The organism is Hyalangium gracile, from assembly GCF_020103725.1.
In the GTDB taxonomy this organism is placed as follows: Bacteria; Myxococcota; Myxococcia; order Myxococcales; family Myxococcaceae; genus Hyalangium; species Hyalangium gracile.
In genome coordinates, this window is sequence record NZ_JAHXBG010000017.1 from 193,086 (window position 1) to 213,687 (window position 20,602).

14 protein-coding genes are annotated in these 20,602 nt (G+C 68.7%); 10 read left to right on the forward strand and 4 right to left on the reverse strand.

What is annotated here, in order from left to right:
* Positions 1–232: 232 nt before the first annotated feature.
* The 4 genes from KY572_RS30645 to larC all read left to right on the forward strand — a co-directional run bounded on the left by KY572_RS30645 (position 233) and on the right by larC (position 4,263).
* Complete coding sequence (locus KY572_RS30645; protein WP_224247029.1) at positions 233–994, forward strand: hypothetical protein; 762 nt, start codon at positions 233–235, stop codon at positions 992–994.
* Positions 981–1,466, forward strand: a complete 486-nt coding sequence (locus KY572_RS30650; protein ID WP_224247030.1) for a hypothetical protein — start codon at positions 981–983, stop codon at positions 1,464–1,466. The genes KY572_RS30645 and KY572_RS30650 overlap by 14 nt, the downstream gene beginning before the upstream one ends.
* 208 nt (positions 1,467–1,674) lie before the next feature.
* Positions 1,675–2,856, forward strand: a complete 1,182-nt coding sequence (locus tag KY572_RS30655) for a FadR/GntR family transcriptional regulator (protein ID WP_224247035.1) — start codon at positions 1,675–1,677, stop codon at positions 2,854–2,856.
* A 240-nt stretch (positions 2,857–3,096) separates the two neighbouring features.
* Complete coding sequence (gene larC / locus KY572_RS30660; RefSeq protein WP_224247037.1) at positions 3,097–4,263, forward strand: nickel pincer cofactor biosynthesis protein LarC; 1,167 nt, start codon at positions 3,097–3,099, stop codon at positions 4,261–4,263.
* Here the strand turns inward: larC and KY572_RS30665 are convergent.
* The gene (locus tag KY572_RS30665) at positions 4,217–5,242 is read right to left on the reverse strand and encodes a Gfo/Idh/MocA family protein (RefSeq protein WP_224247039.1); all 1,026 of its coding nucleotides are present in this window, start codon (positions 5,240–5,242) and stop codon (positions 4,217–4,219) included. The two genes, larC and KY572_RS30665, sit on opposite strands and share 47 nt — an antisense overlap.
* A gap of 108 nt (positions 5,243–5,350) precedes the next feature.
* Between KY572_RS30665 and KY572_RS30670 the strand changes: the two genes are divergently transcribed.
* On the forward strand, positions 5,351–6,088 hold the full coding sequence (locus KY572_RS30670) for a DUF2238 domain-containing protein (RefSeq protein ID WP_224247040.1): 738 nt from the start codon (positions 5,351–5,353) through the stop codon (positions 6,086–6,088).
* A gap of 27 nt (positions 6,089–6,115) precedes the next feature.
* Here the strand turns inward: KY572_RS30670 and KY572_RS30675 are convergent, their stop codons facing one another.
* Positions 6,116–6,733, reverse strand: a complete 618-nt coding sequence (locus tag KY572_RS30675; RefSeq protein WP_224247042.1) for a hypothetical protein — start codon at positions 6,731–6,733, stop codon at positions 6,116–6,118.
* Positions 6,733–8,781 (reverse strand): putative Ig domain-containing protein, encoded by a 2,049-nt coding sequence (locus tag KY572_RS30680; protein ID WP_224247044.1) that lies wholly within the window; start codon positions 8,779–8,781, stop codon positions 6,733–6,735. The genes KY572_RS30675 and KY572_RS30680 overlap by 1 nt, the downstream gene beginning before the upstream one ends.
* 225 nt (positions 8,782–9,006) lie before the next feature.
* Between KY572_RS30680 and KY572_RS30685 the strand changes: the two genes are divergently transcribed.
* From KY572_RS30685 to KY572_RS30705, 5 genes are all read left to right on the forward strand, one after another.
* Positions 9,007–9,516 (forward strand): ATPase, encoded by a 510-nt coding sequence (locus tag KY572_RS30685; protein WP_224247046.1) that lies wholly within the window; start codon positions 9,007–9,009, stop codon positions 9,514–9,516.
* A 118-nt stretch (positions 9,517–9,634) separates the two neighbouring features.
* Positions 9,635–10,525 carry a nucleotide exchange factor GrpE gene (locus KY572_RS30690; protein WP_224247048.1) on the forward strand — a complete coding sequence of 297 codons (891 nt, stop codon included), beginning with the start codon at positions 9,635–9,637 and terminating at the stop codon, positions 10,523–10,525.
* Positions 10,526–10,531: 6 nt separating this feature from the next.
* Entirely contained in the window at positions 10,532–12,364 is a 1,833-nt protein-coding gene (gene dnaK, locus KY572_RS30695) for a molecular chaperone DnaK (RefSeq protein WP_224247049.1), read from the forward strand.
* A gap of 209 nt (positions 12,365–12,573) precedes the next feature.
* Positions 12,574–17,871: a trifunctional serine/threonine-protein kinase/ATP-binding protein/sensor histidine kinase gene (locus tag KY572_RS30700; protein ID WP_224247051.1), complete on the forward strand. Its 5,298-nt coding sequence runs from the start codon at positions 12,574–12,576 to the stop codon at positions 17,869–17,871.
* 51 nt (positions 17,872–17,922) lie between these two features.
* Positions 17,923–19,422, forward strand: a complete 1,500-nt coding sequence (locus KY572_RS30705) for a serine/threonine-protein kinase (RefSeq protein ID WP_224247053.1) — start codon at positions 17,923–17,925, stop codon at positions 19,420–19,422.
* A gap of 78 nt (positions 19,423–19,500) precedes the next feature.
* On the opposite strand, the gene KY572_RS30710 is transcribed toward KY572_RS30705, so the two are convergent.
* The gene (locus KY572_RS30710; protein ID WP_224247055.1) at positions 19,501–20,271 is read right to left on the reverse strand and encodes a YsnF/AvaK domain-containing protein; all 771 of its coding nucleotides are present in this window, start codon (positions 20,269–20,271) and stop codon (positions 19,501–19,503) included.
* Positions 20,272–20,602: the final 331 nt, after the last annotated feature.

Sequence of the window (20,602 nt, forward strand, 5' to 3'; positions counted from 1 at the left end):
AGGGGAGACGCTGCAGCACACCGGTTGGGGGGGAGGGAGAGGCCCCCGTCACCGATGCTGATCCAATGGTGTTGCCTGGATGCCCCCGGGCTCGGGGCGAGCTGGTATAGCTGCCCTACAGGATTGAACGGACCTCGTCGAGGCGTGGAGGCGCCGCATGTCAGAGCCGAACTGGCGATTCCTCGAGGAGTTCAACCTGGAGCACAGGCGTCGGTCCGCCGCGGACTGGTCGGTGGTGGACGCGCTCCAGAGCGCCGCGCAGCGGATGATGGCGGAGGAGAGCAATCGCTTCGAGGAAGCGCTGGCCGAGTCCGCACCGCGGTGGGAGGTGCTGGGCGGCGATCCGCTCTCGAACGATTGGTCTCGATTTCGTCCGCTCCGCCTCGGGCGTGAGGAGGACTGGTCCGACTGGTTGGCGCATCTGCTCGAGAGCTCGTCCACGGGCGCATTCGCGCGCTCACTGCTGCATCCATCCACTCGGGGGCAGGGCTCGGTGACGTCCTGGCAGGGACAGGCAGGGCGAGAACAGCCAACAAGCGGCGGTCACCGTACCGATATCCGCTTCGAGCCCCAGGGGGTCTCGTTCCACGTCGAAGTGAAGGTGGGAGACAAGCAGTTCGAGAAGACGTTTCCAACAGCCGATCAGGTCGAGGCAGAAGGGAGCCAGCCGTGGGTCCACCTCATCCTTCTCCCAGAGGAGGATCTCGACGCATGGTTCGCATGCGAAGGCGAGAAGCCGAGGCGCATCAAGGTGGGGGTTCTCACATGGCGTGACGTCGCGCGGGCGCTGCGGGAGGCGTCAGGCGATGAGGCAGAGCCCCTCGCGTGGCGTGTCTGGGCCTGGTCGTTCTGTGGGGCGCTCGAGCAGCGCTTGCTGGGCCACCCCGTTGTTCTTCCCGACAAGAAAAGCCCGCGCATCCAGTCCATCGCCGATCTTGGAGGAGCGCTCTCGGTCATTCGTCTCTTGAAGGAGGTGCGCCGTGGCAGCGAGTGAAGCGGAGTTCCTGAAGGCCGGTGTCCACCGTTATGCAGAGGCCTGCGACACGATCCGCGCGTTCCAGGAGGCGCTGGCCGGACGGCTGATGGCCGTACTGAATGCGAAGACCTCATTTGGTGACTTCCAGCGCGATGTTCGTCTCCCCAAGCCACAAGACAAGGATCACACGCACTGGGGGCGCTGGATTGCGGCGACCGCCACTGGAACCGTGAACCGAAGAGCGCTGGAGGTTGAGATTGGCGTGTGGTGGTACGGGAGAGAAGGGTTGCCTCCCGTGATGTTCTACGTGTCCTCGACGGACGGGATGTTCCAGAAGCGGCCGGTCCCCTCCCTACCACCTCCCATCAGGGCGTATGACGACTCCAAAAGGATCTACCTGTACGTCGAGCCCGGCGAGGAGTTCGACTTCGACCACGAGTTCGATCTCCTGATCCGCACGTTCGTCAGTTCCTGCGTCAAGACGGCTTGAATCCGGGGCGGAAGAGGTTCGTGACCTGGAGAAGGAACGGAAGTACGGCGCCTGTCGTTGAGCGTGTGGATGGGAAAAGGGTAGCACTCGGCCATCACCCATCGTTGCTGCTGCCGGAGATGAACGCAGCCCTTCCCTCGGACTGCCGCACGCGTTGTCAGAGTCCTCTGCTTGGATGGAGGGGCGTGCAACGCGAAGGGTGGCGGGGATGGAACACAAGGGGCTGGTGTCGAGAGTGGCGGAGCAGTTGGAGCAAACGATTGCCCTGGGGCAGTGGCCCAAAGGCAGGCTGCCTTCCGAGCGGCAGATGGCCCAGCGCTATGGGGTGTCGCGCACCACCATCCGAGGAGCCCTCCAGGGGCTGGCCGCCAGAGGACTCATCGTCCAACACCCCGGGCGACAGAGCCGCACGGTGCCACTGGGCGAAGCTCTGTCGCTGGAGAGCCTGAAGCTGCTGCTGCCCGAGGGCCGTAAAGACATGGATCGCCGGCCGCTGCTCGAGGGGTACTTCGCCCTCAAGCGGGAGGTGACGGTAGAACTACTGGCTGCCTGCTGCGAGCACGCCAGCCAGCAAGACGTGGAGCAGCTGCTCAATGCCAGCTTCGCGTTGAGAGATGAGGCCCGCTGGCAGGAGAAGCGCATCCGGTGGGTGGAGCGAGAGTTCGACCTGCTGCGGCTGGCGGCCCAAGGCGCGGACCGTCCCGGCCACCTGCTGCTCCTGATGTCGTTGGAGAAGGCTTTCCGGGGACTGGCGGACGCGCTGCTCCCCGCGCTGCAACCCGAGGCCCTCCAGCAGTGGGCCCAGTGCATGTTCAACGCCCTGGCCGACCGTGACGCCCAGGCCCTTCGCCAACAGCTGCCGGCGCTGCTGAAGGCTGCCGATGAGCCGCTGCTCGACCGGCTGGCCCCTGTGCGTGATTCGCACACTGCGCCTGCGCCCCCACCGCCTGCCGGGGAGGTGCCCGTGTCGGGCGAGAACGCCAGCAACTGGTCTGCTTGTCATACCAGTTCGCAACAAGTCGAGCCGACAGGGAGGCCCCCGGTCCACGAGGAGGTTTGTGCCAACGAGCGTCCCTCGGCGAGCCGGAACGCTCCCGCAGCCCCAGCCGCCCCGCTCTCTGCTTGCGAGGTGCAGGACAATTCCTGCGGCTCCGAACCCATTGCGGCCCCACCTGCCCCTCGCTCCTCTGATGGAGGTGTTCCTGGAAGGCCCTGTTATCCGCCCACCCTGATGCTTGCCTGGCCGCCTTCTTCCTCCTCGGCAGTGCCGGCAGCAGACACCGAGGGCCCGCCTGCTCCGTGCCAGGCAGATTCAACCGTCGCCGTGGCAAGGCAGCCTGTACCGAGCGAGAGCGAGGCCGCTCTGCCGGTGAACGAGGGAGAGGCCTGAGCCTCTGGTCCCAGCGGCACGTTAGGGGTGGGCGCTCACCACCGCTCAGGTGGGCGCCTCGGATTGGAGGCGACGGCCCCCTCTTGTCCACGACACCACTGTCCTGCCCGTTGGCTCAGGTCTACTCTGGCTCGTGGCTTCGCGTTCCACTCCCTCACCCAACTTCCTTGAAGGGGGTTGGACCCGCCGTAAGTAGGGGCTTTCAGGTAAGGTCCGCCGGTTTTCGGAGAGAACGAGACCGTGCGGAAGATCCTCTACCTCGAACCCGTGGGCGGCATCGCGGGAGACATGTTCCTCGCAGCCGTGGTGGACCTCGGTGTGTCACCCGATGCCATCGCCCAGGCCCTCAGCGGGCTGAAGGTGCCCGGCTGGAAGCTGGCAGTGAGCCGAGCCGTGCGCCATGCCATCAGCGGCACACACCTGGATGTCGTGCTGGACGAGCGGGAGGCCCACCCGCACCGCGCCTACTCGGACATCCAGCGCCTCATCGAAGCGGCGGACACGCTCTCGGAGAAGGCCAAGGCCCGCGCCCTGGCGGTGTTCCGCGCCATCGGCGAGGCGGAGGCGAAGGTGCACGGCGTCTCCATCAACGACATCCACTTCCACGAAGTGGGCGCGGTGGACTCCATCGTGGACATCTGCGGCGCGGCCGTGGTGCTGGAGTTGCTGGGAGATCCAGAGGTGCACGCCGCGCCGCCGCCGCTGGGCAGCGGGACCATCCGGGTGGCGCACGGGAGCATGCCCATCCCGGTGCCGGCGACGCTGGAGCTGCTCAGGGATGTGCCGGTGCGCTTCGAGGGCGTGGGAGAGCTGACGACGCCCACGGGCGCGGCGCTGCTGAAGGTGCTGACGCGCATCGGCCACCCGCCGGACTTCATCGTGGAGCGCGTGGGCTACGGCGTCGGGACGAAGGACTTCAAGGACCGGCCGAACGTGCTGCGCGCGTCGCTGGGGCGCGCGGAGGACAAGGCCGAGGGCCTCTGGGTGCTGGAGGCCAACCTGGACGACAGCACGCCGCAGCTCCTGGGCTATCTGGTGGAACGGCTGCTGGCGGTGGGCGCGCTGGATTCATGGGTGACGCCCGTGGTGATGAAGAAGGGGCGGCCCGGGCACCTGCTGAGCGTGATGGTGGAGGGCGGCAAGCGCGAGGCGGTGATGGACGTGGTGCTGCGCGAGTCCACGACGCTCGGGGTGCGCTTCCACCGGGTGGAGCGCCAGGCGCTGGAGCGCGACTGGGTGGAGGTGGAGACGCCGTGGGGCCGGGTGCGGGTGAAGCGCGGCCTGCGCGGTGGCGAGGTACTCAACGCCCACCCGGAGTTCGAGGACTGCCGCCGGGTGGCCGAGGCCGCGGGAGTCCCGATCAAACAGGTGATGACCGCGGCGATGGCGGCCCTGGCCAAAGCGTGACGCGGCGTCCCTCCTCCTCGGAACGCACGGCAGCGGCCAGGAGGCGCTGGACGATGGCGGCCTCCTCCAGCCTCGCCAGTTCCGTGAGCGGCGCGCCGTGAAGCGCCGCGAGGAAGTGACGGGCGGTCTCCACGTGGGCCTGCGCCCAGGGCTCACGCTCTCCTTCCCGGGGCTCGAGGCCCGGAGCCAGATCCGTCCAGGCACCGCCCCGGAAGCACCGCACGGCTGAGACGCACCATCCGGTCCGGGAGGGCACGTACCCACCAGAGAGCCCGGCCTCCCAGTCCCGCCCCAGGAGCGTCCAGCCACCCTGGAGGCCCGGCTCTGGACACGCGGCGTGGGTGAGGACAGCGACCGCTCCAGAGGAGAGGCCCACCTGCAGCGCGGCGGTGTGGACGGGACGGCCGGACAGCGAGGCCTGGACCCACACGGGAGAGGCCCGGGCGAGCCAGAAGGCCGTATCGAGCAGATGAGAGACGCCATCCCAGTCGGCCGACGCCGCCGTGAACGGACCAGGACCCTCTCCGCCCATGCGGACGAAGCTGTTTCGCAGCGTGACGACGAGGTGGCGCAAGGGATTCCCAGCGAGCCAGTCCCGCAGCGCCCGGAAGGGCGGGAGCATCCGATAGGGAAAGTTCACCGCGCACAGACGGCCTGACGCCTTCGCCCGGGCGACGAGCGCGAGGGCATCCGCCTCCGTGCCGGCGAGCGGCTTCTCGCAGAGCACGGCGCACCCCGCGTCGAGCGCCGCCTCGACATGCTCTCGATGGAGCGCGTCCGGGCTGGCCACGACCACGGCGTCCACAGCCTCACAGAGCTCTCGCACCCGCGTGGTGGCCAGCGGAATGCCCTCCCGATCAGCCACTGTGCGAGTGTGCTCCAGGTTCTGCCCGCACAGCGCGGTCACTTCAGCGCCCGCGGCGCGGAATGCCCCCACGTGCATCAATCCCCACTTCGTCCCGATGACTCCGATGCGCACGCACCGAGCCTGCCAGAGGAAGCGGCCCCTGTGGCCACGCTCCGAGCCGCCGGAGGCCAGGCGTCGACGAATCCACACAGCGGGAGAACCGTGGCAGGCTGCCTGATCATGTCCTCCGCCTCCCTCCCGTACGACCCCAGCTCGCCGCAGGGCGCTCTCGGGGGCTCCTCCCTCCCTGCCGTGCATGGAACGCGCGAGGAGGCCCGGCTGCCCCTGGTGCTCCTGGCGATCCTGGTGCCCATCCTCCTGTTCACGCTGATCATGAGCCCGCAGGGGCACCTCAACTGGCTGCTGGAGACGGGGCCGGGGCTCATCGGCATCGCGGTGCTCGCGGGCACCTTCCGCCGCTTCCCCATGTCCCGGTGGATCTACGTCTGCGTCTTCCTGCACATCCTCGTGCTGACGTACGGCGCCTACTACACCTACGCGCTCACACCGCTGGGCAACTGGGCCCGTGACAGCTTCGACCTGTCACGCAATCCGTATGATCGCGTGGGCCACTTCGTGCAGGGCTTCTTCCCGGCCTTCATCATCCGCGAGGTGCTGCTCCGGCTCACCCCGCTGCGGCGCGGAGGGTGGCTGAACTTCCTCACGGGCTCGGTGGCCCTGGCCATCAGCGCCTGCTACGAGTTCATCGAGTGGTGGGCCGCGCTCATCCTGGATCCGGAGGGCGGCGACAAGTTCCTCGGCACCCAGGGCGACATCTGGGACGCGCAGTGGGACATGTTCATGTGCCTCATCGGCGCCACCCTGGCCATGCTGCTCTTCGGCCGGGCCCACTACCGCAGCCTCGAGCGGCTGATCTCCCGACGCGCGCCCGCGGCGGCACCGCCTCCCTCGGCGTGAAGGAGGCGGTGGCGGGAACCTGTCCCTCTACCCGGGAGCCGCGGCCTCGCCGGGGACGGGCAGCGGCCACCGGGAGAACGCCTTGACCCAGGCCCGGCGCAGGTAGTCCAGCGCCTCGAACTTCTCCGCCTCGCCGAGCCCCTGCGCGTCGGCGGGTGCCTGGGACCACCACCCGAAGTTGAAGAGCACCAGCGCCCGGTGCTCCTTCACCGCGGACGGCTCGAGCGAGCGCAGCGCGCGCAGCTGCCCCGCGAGGGGCGCCCCCAGCGTGGACTCGGGGCCTCGGTACCGCGGGCCGTAATGCGCCTCCGTGAACCGGATGGGCCCCGCGATGCGGCGGTTGAACTCCGCCAGCTGCTCCGCGGGCACCCAGAGCTCCTGGTGCGCGCCCCCGCCCACGGTGTGGACCTCGAAGCCCTCGAGGTACGCGGTGCTCACGTCGAACTCGGTGATGAAGCCCGCGTACCCGGAGCCCGGGTCGGGCGTGTTCCAGCCCCGGGCGATCTGCCGCGCATACTCCTCGTTCATCACCGGGTAGAAGATGGGCTGCTCCGGCAGGCGTGGCGGGAAGCCGGAGCACTCGCTGCCCAGCACCAACTCGGCCTCCTTGAGCCCCACGGGGCGATACAGCGTGCGAGTGGCCATCAGAAGTCCGTGCCGCTCGCGCGCTTGCCGGGAGAGGCGCTGGTCCCCGAGGGCAGCGAGTCGTGGCGCACCCACGAGCCCGTCGTCGTGGCGTCCGGGCTCCGGTTGTACGAGACGCCCTGGTACGTGTCCCTGTAGTAGTAGCTATCCGCCACCGTGGCGTCGGGCCTCGCCAGGTACACCGTGTCTCCGTTGCTCCCCACGTTGACACCCCGGTTGAACCGCAGCCCCTCGCCTCCGTTGGAGTACGTCGCGTTGAGCCAGCCCGAGGGCACCGCGGAGGCCCCCGAGAAGACGACGTACCCCTTGCCCGGCGCGAGCGTCGTCCCCGCCGCGAACACGTGCCGCGCGGGCTTCGTGCCGGAGTACGACTCCGCGTCGTGCAGCTTCCAGCCACCCAGGTCCACCGTCGTGCTCCCCGTGTTGACGACCTCCACGAACTGCTGGTCGAAGTCGATCTGCCCCGTGCTGGGGTTGATGTTGGGGTGGGGCAGGAACTCGTTGATGAACACCGATGAGGGCGGAGTGGGCGGAGGCAGCACCCGGCTGAAGTCGAAGTTGCTCACCACCGGGTAGTGATCGGAGGTCGTCGTGCCATAGCTGGGGATGTTGGGGCGCACGATCGTGGCGGAGTTGGTCACGTAGTTGACGGCCAGCTCGTTGGTCACCAGCTGGTGGTCGATCACGTTGTCGAAGCCCACCGAGCTGCCCATCCCCGCCAGCGACAGCGGCCGGGTGATGAACGTGTACTCCACGGGAGCGTCGACGTAGTTCTGATAGGGCGAAGGCAGGTAGTTCTGGTCTGGGCCCCGGGCGATGGACACGTCCACGTCGTCGTTCCAGTCTCCCAGGACGATGACGCGCGAGCTGGGCAGCTGCGTGTCCAGGTACTGCTTGAGCGCGGCGCCCGCCGCCATGCGTTGATTGTAGTCCGACTGGTTGGTGTCGGCCTTCATGTGCAGCACGATGACCACCAGGTCCAGGCTCCTCTCGTCGCGCGTCACGCGCAGGTCCACCCGCAGGGGCGGGCGGCCCGCGAAGTCACCGGAGTTCCCGCTCAGGATCACCTCGGCCTTCTGGACGCTCACCAGGCTCGACTTGAAGAGCACGCCCACCTTCTGCTCGCCGGTGGAGTAGTTGGCGGAGCCATTCAGCACGGTCGGATCATTGGCGAGGAAGCCACCAAAGCCGCTCAGCTCCGCCTTGAGCGCGTTGAAGTGGTTGGTGTCGACGATCTCCGCCACTCCCCAGATGTCCGCCCCGATGTCGTTGATCACCGTGCGCACGTTGGTCAGCTGGAGCTGCTCGTTGGTGGGCCCATTGGTGATGCTCCCGAACCACTCGATGTTCCAGTTCGCCACCTCGAGCGGGAAGGGCGTGCCCGCATCCGGAACGCCACCATCCGTGGTGCCACCATCCGGAATGCCACCATCCGAAGTGCCGCCATCCGTGCTGTCGAACCCCACCTGCAGGGTGAAAGACCGCGCCGACAGCGCCCCGTTGGCGTCCTGCACGCGCAGCGTCACCGGATGGCCTCCCAGGCCCTGCGGCACGCCCGAGAGCCTCCCCTCCGACGACAGGGACAGCGAGCCCGGCAGCGACCCGTCCGCCAGCGACCACCGCAGCGGAGGTCTGCCGCCCGTCGCGCTCAGCTGGACATCGTACGCCTGCCCCGCGGAGGCCCGGGGCAGCGCCGTGCTGGTGATCGCCGGAGCCGCGTACACCTTCAGCTCGTACGAGCGTGAGTCCTTCGCCCCGGTGGCATCGATCGCTTCCACGGTGAGCGTGTAGTCCCCCTCGCTCCGCGCGGGCCCCGTGAGCAGCGCCGTCGCCGAGTAGAACGAGAAGCCGTCCGGCACGTCCCCGATCGAGTACCGCAAGGGGGCAACGCCTCCGCTCGCGGTGAGGCGGACCTCATACGGCAGCCCCACCGTGGTGGACGCCAGGTCGATGTCAGGCAGCACCGGTCCGTCGGGCTCCTCACGGCTGTTGCACGCGCACAGCGCCGTGACGATGACGAGCACCCTCGCCACTCGGGCGGAAAACATAGGCATACACTCCGGAAGGGGGCCCCTGGCTCCGAGGGCCCGAGAATAGAGGCACTCTACAGTGACACGGTGCCCGGGCGTGAAGAGCACTTGCTCCGGCACCTGCCCCGCTGCAATCGCGCGGGCGCTCCGTCGTTTCTTCCACGAGCAGGAAAGCTTTGCGCTCGTGCCGGGCGTGAAGTCAGATGCGCCGGATTTCACACCCCTCGAGAGGAGGCACCCGACATGGCCGATCAGAAGTGGGAGAAGCAGCTCATGGAGTTCATCAAGCGCACGGGCGAGGAGATCAAGCGCACGGGCGAGGAGATCAAGGTCGAGGCCCAGCGCCTCCTGGACGAGGTGAAGGATCCCGCCCGCCAGGCCAAGATCAAGGAGACCCTCAAGGATCTGCGCGACAAGGCCTCCACCATCTCCAAGGAAGCCGCCGAGACGCTGGAGAACGCGGTGCGCAAGGTGGAAGGCGCCGTGGGCTCCGCCCTGGACATGAACAAGCCCGAGGACGCCCCCAAGGCCTCCTCCAAGGCCTCCTCCAAGGCCTCCTCCAAGGCCTCTCCGGCCGCCGCTCCCACCCCCGCCGCCGAGCCCGCCGCCCCGTCCAAGCCTGCTCGCAAGGCCGGCAAGACGATCGGCAAGAAGGCGGGCGCGAAGAAGGCCGCGGGCGCCAAGAGCCCCGCCTCCAAGGCCCCCGCAAAGAAGGCGCCCAAGTCGATCGGACGCAAGAAGCCCTCCGCCTGAGGACGTTCTGCCCCGGGCGCACATCTTCAATGCCAACCCATGGTTGGATGCCTGGCAGGGGTTCTTCCAGGCAGTTCGCGGGGTTGGAACGGTTCCGGACCCGTGACATAGTGCGAGCGTGGCTGGCTCCAATGAGAAGGGGAACTTCAGCGCGGACATCGCGCAGGAAGTGATCGACGCGGCGCTCAAGAGCGTCGAGCGTCGCAACACGCACTCCGACTCGGAGGCGGAGCTGACTCTGGAGGTCGAGTCAGCCGCGCCCGCGAGCGAGGACGCCGCGGCTTCGGAGGAGGTGTCCGAAGCGGCCGACCCGGCCCCTTCCGCCTCCTCGGAGGAAGTCGCCGAGCTGACCGCGGCCCTCGAGGCGGCGCGCAAGGAGGTGGAGAGCCTCCACGCGCAGCTCGAGTTCAGCCAGGGCGAGAGCCGCAAGCTGATGGAGCGCCTCAAGGAGGACCACGAGCGCACCGTCCGCGCCGCGGCCGACCTGGAGAACTACAAGAAGCGCGCCCAGAAGGAGAAGGAGGAGGTCCAGAAGTTCGGCTCCGAGAAGCTGCTCAAGGACCTCCTGCCGGTGATGGACAACCTGGATCGCGCCATGGACGCCGCGACGAAGTCCCCCGACTTCGTCAGCTTCCACAAGGGCGTGGCCATGACGCGCAAGTCCTTCGAGGACACGCTGGCGCGCCACGGCGTGAAGTCCTTCAGCGCCAAGGGCCAGGTGTTTGATCCGCGCCTCCACGAGGCCATGCAGCAGGTGGAGACGGCCGACGTCCCCGCCGGCCATGTCGCCTTCGAGGTGCTGCGCGGCTACTACCTCAACGAGCGCCTGGCCCGTCCGGCCCTCGTCGCTGTTGCGCGCGCCCCGGCTCCGCCACCCGAGCCGCCCGCGCCTGTCGCGGCCGCGCAGACTCAGCCTTCTGAACAGACCGGTGGCAGCGCCGCACCGGATGCGGGCACTTCGCCCGCCGTAACCTCTGAGACCGAGCAACCCGCTGGGGGGAGCCAGTAAGACGCCATGGGCAAGGTGATTGGAATCGACCTGGGGACGACGAACTCCTGTGTCGCCGTGATGGAAGGCGGCGAGCCGGTAGTCATTCCCAACAGCGAAGGCAGCCGGACGACGCCGTCCATGGTGGGCTTCACGGACTCGGGTGAGCGGCTGGTGGGGCAGATCGCCAAGCGCCAGGCCATCACCAACCCGGAGAACACCGTCTACGCGGTGAAGCGTCTGATCGGCCGCAAGTTCGACTCTCCCGAGGCCAAGAAGGCTATCGGCGTGAGCTCCTTCAAGGTGAGCTCCAGCCCCAACGGCGACGCCTGGGTGGAGATCCGCGGCAAGGGCTACAGCCCGCCGGAGATCAGCGCCATCGTGCTGATGAAGATGAAGCAGACGGCGGAGGACTACCTCGGCGAGCCCGTCACCGAGGCCGTCATCACCGTCCCCGCCTACTTCAACGACGGCCAGCGCCAGGCCACCAAGGACGCCGGCCGCATCGCCGGCCTCAACGTCCTGCGCATCATCAACGAGCCCACGGCCGCCGCGCTCGCCTACGGCCTGGACAAGGTCAAGGACACGAAGACGGAGCGCATCGCCGTCTACGACCTGGGCGGCGGCACGTTCGATATCTCCATCCTGGAGCTGAACGCCGGCGTGTTCGAGGTGAAGAGCACCAACGGCGACACGTTCCTGGGCGGCGAGGACTTCGACCAGCGGCTGGTGGACTTCCTGGCCAAGAAGTTCGCCGAGCAGAACAACGGCATCGACCTGCGCAAGGACCGCATGGCGCTGCAGCGGCTCAAGGAGGCCGCCGAGCGCGCCAAGCACGAGCTGTCCAGCGCCTCGGAGACGGAGGTCAACCTCCCCTTCATCACCGCGGACGCCACGGGCCCCAAGCACCTCACCGAGACGGTGGAGCGCGCCACCTTCGAGGAGCTGGTCGGTGACTTGATCGACCGCTCCATCGAGCCGTGCCGCATCGCCCTCAAGGACGCGGGCGTCACCGCGCAGCAGATCAACCAGGTGCTGCTGGTGGGCGGCATGACGCGCATGCCGCGGGTCCAGTCGAAGGTGAAGGAGTTCTTCGGCAAGGAGCCGCACAAGGGCATCAACCCGGACGAGGTGGTCGCCGTGGGCGCCGCCATCCAGGGCGGCGTGCTCAAGGGCGAGGTGAAGGACGTCCTCCTGCTGGACGTCACCCCGCTGAGCCTGGGCGTGGAGACGGCCGGCGGCGTCTTCACGAAGATCATCGACAAGAACACCACCATCCCCTGCAAGAAGAGCCAGGTGTTCTCCACCGCGGTGGACAACCAGCCGCTGGTGAGCGTGCACGTGCTCCAGGGCGAGCGCGAGATGGCGGCGGACAACAAGACGCTGGCCCGCTTCGAGCTGGTGGGCATCCCGCCGGCCCCGCGCGGCGTGCCGCAGATCGAGGTGTCCTTCGACATCGACGCCAACGGCATCGTCCACGTGAGCGCCAAGGACCTGGGCACCGGCAAGGTCCAGCAGGTGCGCGTGGTGAGCAACTCCGGCCTCTCCGAGGCGGAGATCCAGGGGATGATCGCCGACGCCCAGGCGCACGCCGTGGACGACAAGAAGAAGAAGGAGCTCGCCGACCTGCGCAACAACGCCGACGGGCTCATCTACACCACGGAGAAGAGCCTGGAGGAGTACGCCAGCCTGCTCTCGGAGAAGGACCGGGACGAAATCAAGGCGGACCTCGAGCGGCTCAAGGGTGTGCTGAACACCGCGGACCCGGGTGCGCTGAAGGAGGCCTTCCAGCGTCTGGAGGGCAGCGCCTACCGCATCGCCGACGCCATCTACTCGGGCGAGGCCAAGTCCGGCTCCTGAGTCTGTCTGGCTGGAACGGGCCGTCTGTCCAGACGGTCCGTTGCTTGTGTTTTCCCTGTTTCACGCTTGTTTCGGGGCCTCGGCGCCCCGAGGCCTACAGGCAGGCGTCCCGGCGTACAGGGAATGTTCAAAAATAAGCGAGTACGCTTCTGAGGGTTGGCGCAATCGGTCACGAGCGCCGGTGGCGCTTCTCTCAGGAGCACTCACTCATGTTGGACATCCCGGGCTACAGGGTTCTTGGGACGATCAGGGCCACAGGCTCCAACGCGCTCTTCCATGCAATGCGCGAGGCGGATGGCCTGCCCGTCATCATCAAGACGCCGATGGCGCCTTCCCCGGGCCCGCGCGAGCGTGAGCGCTACCAGCGCGAGTTCAGCATCCTCCAGCGGCTGAGGGACGTGAAGGGAGTGGCGCGGCCCTTTGCGTGCGAGAGCATCCACGAGCGGCCCGTGCTGTTGCTGGAGCGGGTGCAGGGCGAGACGCTCTCGGAGGTGGTGGGCCGGCCCCTGGAAGTCACGCTCTTCCTGAGCGTGGCGCTGTCGCTGGCCAGCACGCTGGCGGAGATCCACAACCGCAACGTCATCCACAAGGACATCAAGCCCTCCAACATCATCCTCGAGCCGAGCGGAGAGGCGAGGCTGATCGATTTCGGAGTGGCCACGCTGCAGAAGGTGGAGCACCTGGCGGCGTCCCCCGGGCACCTCATCGAGGGGACGCTGGCGTACATGTCGCCGGAGCAGACGGGGCGGATGAACCGGGCGGTGGACTACCGCACGGACTTCTACTCGTTGGGCGTCACGCTGTACGAGCTGCTCACGGGCCAGCGGCCGTTCCAGGGCAAGGACGCGCTGGAGTGGTTCCACGCGCACATGGCGCAGACGCCCCGGCCGCCGCACGAGCTGAACGAGAAGGTGTCTGCCGCGCTGTCGGCCATCGTGATGAAGCTGATGGCGAAGACCGCCGAGGAGCGCTACCAGAGCGCCGAGGGGCTGAGGGCGGACCTGCTGCGGTGCCGGGACGAGCTGGGGCAGGGCGCTCCGAGCCCGTTCGTCCCCGGCGAGCATGATGCACCCAACCGCTTCCAGCTGCCGCAGCGGCTGTATGGCCGTGAGGAGCAGGTCTCCTCCCTGCTCCAGGGCTTCGAGCGGGTGGTGACGAGCGCCCGGCCGGAGCTGTTCCTGGTGAGTGGCTATTCGGGGATTGGCAAGTCGTCGGTGGTGCACGAGCTGCACAAGCCGGTGGTGCAGCGGCGCAGCTTCTTCCTCACCGGCAAGTTCGACCAGTTCCAGCGGGATGTGCCCTACGCCACCCTGGCGCAGGCCATTCGCGGGCTGGTGCAGCAGCTGCTGGCGGGGACCGAGGAGGCGCTGGCCCAGTGGCGCAGCCGGCTCAACGAGGCGTGGGAGGGGCACGGGCGGGTGCTGGTGGAGCTGGTGCCGCAGCTGGAGGTGCTGGTGGGCCCACAGCCGCCGCTGCCGGAGCTCTCTGTCAGCGATGCGCAGCACCGCTTCCGGCGGGTGGTCCGGCAGTTCCTGGGCGTCTTCGCCCGCCCCGAGCACCCGCTGGTGGTGTTCCTGGATGATCTGCAGTGGGCGGACCTGGCCAGCCTGAAGCTCATCGAGCAGCTGCTGTCCCAGAAGGAGACGCCGCCGGTGCTTTGGATTGGCGCGTACCGGGACAACGAGGTGAGCTCGTCGCACCCGCTGGTGTCGGTGCTGGAGGAGGTGCGCAAGGCCGGAGCGCGCATCACCGACATCCGGCTGGAGCCGCTGAGCCTGAGGCAGGTGGAGCAGCTGGTGGGGGACACGCTGCCCGGCGCCGGAGAGGAGCTGATCATCCCGCTGTCGGCGCTGGTGCACGAGAAGACGGGCGGCAATCCCTTCTTCCTGCTGCAGTTCATGGAGACGCTCAACCAGGACGGCCTGCTGGTGCGCACCCCCGAGGGCGGGTGGCGCTGGAGCCCCGAAGGGGTGAAGGCGCGAGCGTACTCGGACAACGTGGTGGACTTCATGGTGGGCAAGCTGCGCCAGCTGCCCGCCGTCACCCAGCAGCTGCTGCAAGTCGCGGCCTGCGTGGGCAACAGCTTCATGCTCCCCATGCTGGGCACCCTCTCGGCGCGGGAGGCGACGGTGGAGGTGGAGCAGGGGCTGGAGCCCGCGCTGCGGGAGGGCCTGCTGATGCGCGCGGGCTCGGAGCAGTATCGCTTCCTGCATGACCGCATCCAGCAGGCGGCCCACGCCCTCATCTCGGAGCAGGAGCGCAAGGCCCTCCATTTGAGGATTGGCCGGCTGATGCTGGAGAGCCTGTCGCCGGAGCAGCTGCGCGAGAGTCTCTTCGAGGTGGTCAGTCAGCTCAACGCGGGCGTGGACCTCATCGAGGAGCCCGCCGAGCGCCACCGCCTGGCCCGGCTGAACGCCGAGGCGGGAAGGCAGGCCCGGGCGTCGGTGGCGCTGCGTCCCGCCATCAGCTACTTCACGGCGGCCTTCGCGCTCATCCCCGGAGACCCCTGGGACACGGACTACGCGCTGGCCTTCCAGGCGCGGATGGGGCGCGCCCAGTGCGACATGGTGAGTGGCAACCTCCAGGGGGCGCGCGTGCTGGTGGAGGAGCTTCGCTCCCGGGCTCGCGAGCCTGGGGACATGACGGAGGCCTACTGCCTGCTGGCGGACTGCTTCATGTCGACAGGGGACATCCCCTCCGCCACCTCCACCATGCTGGAGTGCGTGGAGAGGCTGGGCATGCCCATGGCCGCGCATCCGACGTGGCAGGAGGCGTCGGCGGCCCAGGAAGAGGTGAGGCGGTTGCTGGGCGCGCGCCCCATCGACAGCCTCATCGAGCTGCCGCGGATGACCGACCCGGAGACGCAGGTGAGGATGCGCGCCCTGGCCGTGCTCTTTCCGAAGGCCTACGTCACCGACAATGCGCTGCTCACCATCGTCCTGAGCCGCATGGTCGCGCTCTCCTTGCAGCATGGCTTCGTGGCCGATGCGGTGGTGGGCTTCGCCTGGTTCGGCGAGCTGTCGGTTGCCTTGTTCAAGCAATACCGGGAGGGCCAGGCCTGGGTGGTGCTCGCGCGTTCGCTCGTGGAGCGCTACGAGCTGGAGGCCTACCGGAGCCGGGTCGTCCTGGCCCTGCAGGGCATCAGCTTCTGGACGGCGCCGCTGTCCACCGTTCAGGAGATCACCCTGGCGGGCTTCCAGCACTCGCTCCAGTCAGGTGAGCTCTACTGGGCCTGCTACTTCGCCTCCTCGCTCGTGGGCAACCGGATCTCGATGGGGCACGACCTGGGGGACGTCCTCCAGGAGGCCATCACGCGCATGGACTTCGTGCGCAAGGTGGGCGTCTTTGACGCCATGGATGGGCTGCGCATCGCGCAGGCCGTGGTCCGGAACCTGAGGGGAGAGTCGAGCGCGTTCGGTTCGCTCACATCCGAGGGCTTCGACGAGAAGGAGTACGAGGCGACGCTCACGTCCAGGCGGATGAGCACCACGCAAGGCAGCTACTGGACCCACAAGCTCGAGGCGCGCTTCGTGGCAGGGGACTACCCAGAGGCGCGGCGGGCGGCGGAGAAGGCGGGCGAGTTCCTCTGGTCCATGCACACCACCCTCCGGTTGAGGGATTACCACCTCTACCGCGCGCTCACGCTGGCCGCGCTCTTCGAGGAGCTCACGCCGGAGCAGCAGGCGCGGTCCCTGAGCGAGATCCGCCAGCACCGCGAGCATCTGGCGGAGTGGGCGGAGCATTCCCCCGAGAGCAGCCGCGCGGGGGAGCGGGTGGTGTTCGGAGAGCTGGCCCGTCTGGAGGGGCGGCCGGATGAAGCGTCGCGCGCCTACGAGGAGGCCATCCAGGTAGCCCGCGCGGGTGGGACTCCCCAGTACCTGGGGCTGGCCAGCGAGCTGGCGGCGAACTTCTGGCGCTCGAGGCGGTCACCCATCGTCGCGCACACCTTCGCGCGCGAGGCCCGGGCGGCGTACCTGCAATGGGGGGCGCTCGCCAAGGTGCAGCAGCTGGACTCCTTGTGGCCGAACCTGGGGCCCGCTCCGGTATCCTCGGCGGAGACCCAGACCAGCAGCACGGACTCGACGCGGATCGACGCGCTGACGGTGGTGAAGGCGCAGCAGGCCATCTCCGGGGAGATCATCCTGGAGCGGCTGGTGACCACGCTGGTGAGAGCGGCCATCGAGAACGCGGGCGCGCAACGCGGAGTGCTCCTGCTGCCGAGTGGGGACACGCTCTCGGTGGTAGCCACCGCCACCGCCTCTTCGGGCAGCGTGGAGCTGCCATCCGCCGACGGCGGCGCTCGCGGGGAGCTGCCGTGGACGATCCTGTCCTATGTGAGGCGGACGCGGGAGCACGTGCTCATCGGAGATGCCACGAGGCCGCATCCCTTCTCGGGGGACGAGTACCTGGTGCGAAGCGGAGCGCGGTCGGTGCTGTGCCTGCCGCTGATGAGGCAGGAGCAGTTCACCGGGGCGCTGTACCTGGAGAACAACCTGGCGACCAACGCGTTCAGCCCGGCGCGGCTGGCGCTGCTGGGGCACATCGCCTCGCAGGCGGCCATCTCCATCGAGAACGCGAGGCTGTACGCGGACGTGCAGCGGGCGCGGCAGGAGCTGAGGCAGGCCAATGACGAGCTGGAGCAGCGGGTGGAGGAGCGCACGCGGGAGCTGAAGCAGGCGCAGGCGAGGCTGGTGGACACGGCGCGTTCGGTGGGAATGGCGGAGGTGGCCTCCAACGTGCTGCACAACGTGGGCAACGTGCTGACCAGCGCCGTCATCAACCTGGAGATGATGCAGCGGGCGGTGGGAGCATCGAGACTGGGCAAGCTGAAGCAGGCGACAGGTCTGCTGCTGGAGCACCGGCAGGAGCTGTCGAGCTTCCTGGCGCCAGGCGCGAGAGGAGGGCACCTGCCGGAGTACCTGGCGAGGCTGGCCGACGAGCTGGTGGCCCAGCAGACGCGGCTGGTGGAGGACATGGATGCGATGGGGCGGCACATCGAGCACATCCGGGCCATCGTCCAGGTGCAGCAGACGTACGCGAAGACGTCGCTGATGACGGAGGAGTGCGACCTGGGTCAGCTGGTCGAGGATGCGCTGAGGATCCAGATGGCGGCGCTGCAGCGGCACGGGGTGACGGTGCACAAGGAGCTCGCACCGGTGCCGAGGCTGAAGGTGGACAAGCACAAGGTGCTGCAGATTCTCATCAACCTGCTGAGCAACGCGAAGTACGCGATGGATGGCTCACCCGAGGGAGAGCGTCTCATGACGGTGAGGCTGAGGGTGGAGGGCCAGCACGTCCAGATCCAGGTGGAGGACGACGGGATGGGGATCGCGCCAGAGGCGAGGGAGAACCTGTTCACGCACGGGTTCACGACGCGCAAGGACGGACACGGGTTCGGGCTGCACTCGAGCGCGCTGGCGGCGCAGATGCTGGGAGGACGGCTGACGCTGGAGAGTGAGGGGACCGGCAAGGGAGCCGTCGCCACGCTGGAGCTTCCACTCTCCTGACCGCTGGAGACCGAACGGGGGCCTTCCCGCGATGGGGCCTCCCGGTGTTCAATGGGCCCCGTGGAGTTCCCATCACTCGAGGCCGAGGTCGCCTTCCTGCGGGGCCTGGTGTCCGTCCAACGGCTGACGGACGACATCCTCGAAGACTGCTTCGAGCGAGGGCTGGACCTCGACACCGGGCTGGACGTGTTCCTCACCCAGTGCGCCAGGATGGTGCACGCGGTGGCGGGCTTCGTGTCCCTCCGGGGCACGCAGCACCCGGTGCTGACCCGGGTGCTGGGCGAGCTGGGCGTGGACGTCTTCGAGGCGGTGAAGTGGACGGGGCCGCGGCGGCTGGACGGCGGGCGGATGCTCTTCTGCACGCAGCTCACGCTCGGCAAGCTGCAGCTGGGCTCGCTGGGGCTGGTGGTGGAGGGGCGCTTCGAGGACGGCGGGCGGCTGGTGATGAAGCTGGTGGAGGCCATCGGCGAGCAGCTCGACTCGGCGGTGCTGGGCTTCCTGGCGCTCACGGACGGGCGCAGCGCGCTGGATCGGCTGGACGAGCTGGCCGTGGACGAGGACGCGACCCCCGTGGGGCGGGGCCGCATCGGCCGCTACGAGGTGGTGACGCCGCTGGGCACGGGCGGCATGGCGCAGGTGCTGGTGGCGCGCGCCCGAGGGCCCGAGGGCCTGGGACGGCTGGTGGCCCTCAAGCGCATCCTCCCGCACCTGGCCACCGACCCCGTCATCGTGCAGCAGTTCCTGGATGAGGCGCGCATCGGCCTGCGCCTGTCCCACCCCAACCTCGTCACCGTCTACGACATCGGCGAGGCGCAGGGCGCGTACTACATCGCCATGGAGCTGGTGCGGGGCGTGGACCTGGACCGGCTGCTCAAGGCGCTGAAGGCTCCGCTGCCGCCGGCCATGGCGGTGGCAGTGGTGGCGCAGGGGCTGCTCGGGCTGCATGCGGCGCACACGCTGCGAGGCGAGGACGGGGCGCCGCTCCTCCTGGTGCACCGGGACATGTCCCCGCACAACCTCATGGTGGGCTTCGACGGGCGGGTGAAGGTGCTGGACTTCGGCGTGGCCAAGGCGCGCATGCAGCGCACGGTGACGCTGCCCGGCATCGTCAAGGGCAAGCCCCTCTACATGTCTCCCGAGCAGGCGCGCGGCGAGCGGCTGGATGCGCGCAGCGATCTGTTCGCCCTGGGGCTCATCCTCTACGAGGCCCTCACGGGCAAGCGCGCCTTCGACAAGGGCGATGAGCTGGCCAGCATGTACGCCATCTGCGACGAGCAGCTGCGCCGGCCCGAGCGCATCCCCAAGCCGCTGTGGGACGTGATGGCGGTGGCGCTGGCCAAGAGCCCCGGTGAGCGCTTCCGCAGCGCCCAGGAGATGGCCGAGCGGCTCATGGAGGTGGTGCCTCCCGCCAAGGACGCGGAGCTGGCCCGGCTGATGGCCGGGAACTTCCCGGACCGGCTGCGCGAGCTGGCCCGGCTGGACCGCACCTCCGATGAGAAGTCCAAGGCGGGCCAGACACAGGTCCGCGGTCCGGTGAAGCCCCAGCGCTGAGCCCTCGCGCGGGCTCCCTCACGAGCCGAGCGCCGGCGGTGCTCACCGGCGCTCGGGGGCCTCCGCCTGCTGTCGCGCTCAGGAGCGGCGCAGCGTGGGATCATCCGGAGTCAGATCCAGCTTGCGAGACCCCTCCACCTCCCCGTCACTGCGGATGTCCACCTTCTCGTGGCGCACCGTCTCCGCCACGCGCTGCTCCTCCTCGATGGCGTCCTTGCGGATGATGACCTCCTCATCCACCACCGCGCGCTTCCGCACCTCCACCTCCTCGGCGCGCAGCGGCACCACCACCGTCTCCTCCTGGAAGGAGGCGTGCATCGCCGGCCGATCCTTCACGTCCCGGCGCTCCACCCGGACGCGCTCGCGCTTCACCGGGACGGACAGCTCCTTCTCCTCCTCGATGACGTCCTTGTGGACGCGCACCTCGCCGGCCTGCCGCTCGCGCTTGGTGACGTCCAGCTCCTCCTTGTAGACGGGCACGGCCACCTCGTCCCTGCCCACCATGGGCCTCTCGACGCCCGCCGCCGACGCGTTCGCCGTCAGCCCCGCGGTGTCCGCGCCCAGTCCCAGGCCCGTGCTCCGCTCGGCGGGTACGCCCACCGTGCCCGGCCCCACGCCCGCTCCTCCGCCCGTCCCGGCCAGCACGCCCCGGTCCTCCCCGAGCGAGAAGCGGTGCAGCCCCTCCTTCCCATGGAGGAGGATGATCTCCCCGTCGCGGATGTCGCTGATCTCCTCGTAGCGGCAGACATAGTCCTTCGGGAAGAAGAGCCCCTTCTCGATCAGGAACTCGCCGTCCTGCACCGCGAAGACGCGGCCGAGCTTCTCGCCGTCGATGCTGCGGACCGTCATTCCCTCTTTGATGTCGCTGCGCTGATACATGGCTCTCCCCCGTCGTGGGTGGCGACCGGCCGATGCACTCGCACCGGTCCGATGACGCCAGGTGTCCGAGAAGTCGGGAGCCGCGCCCTGTCCGGCACCACCCCGACTCCCCTCGAAACTGGGGGCTCATCGTGTGCGCGACAGCCCTTCCCGGATCACCGTTCGGCGGCACGTTGGTGCCCTTGCCCTCCCTTCAAGGGCCCACGGCCGGTCGCCTCCCGCTCGGGGGGCGGAGCGTGGGCCCCGGGCCCGGGCTTACCGTGGAGGGCTCCCATCCAAATGTTCGCTGCGCGAAAGCGGC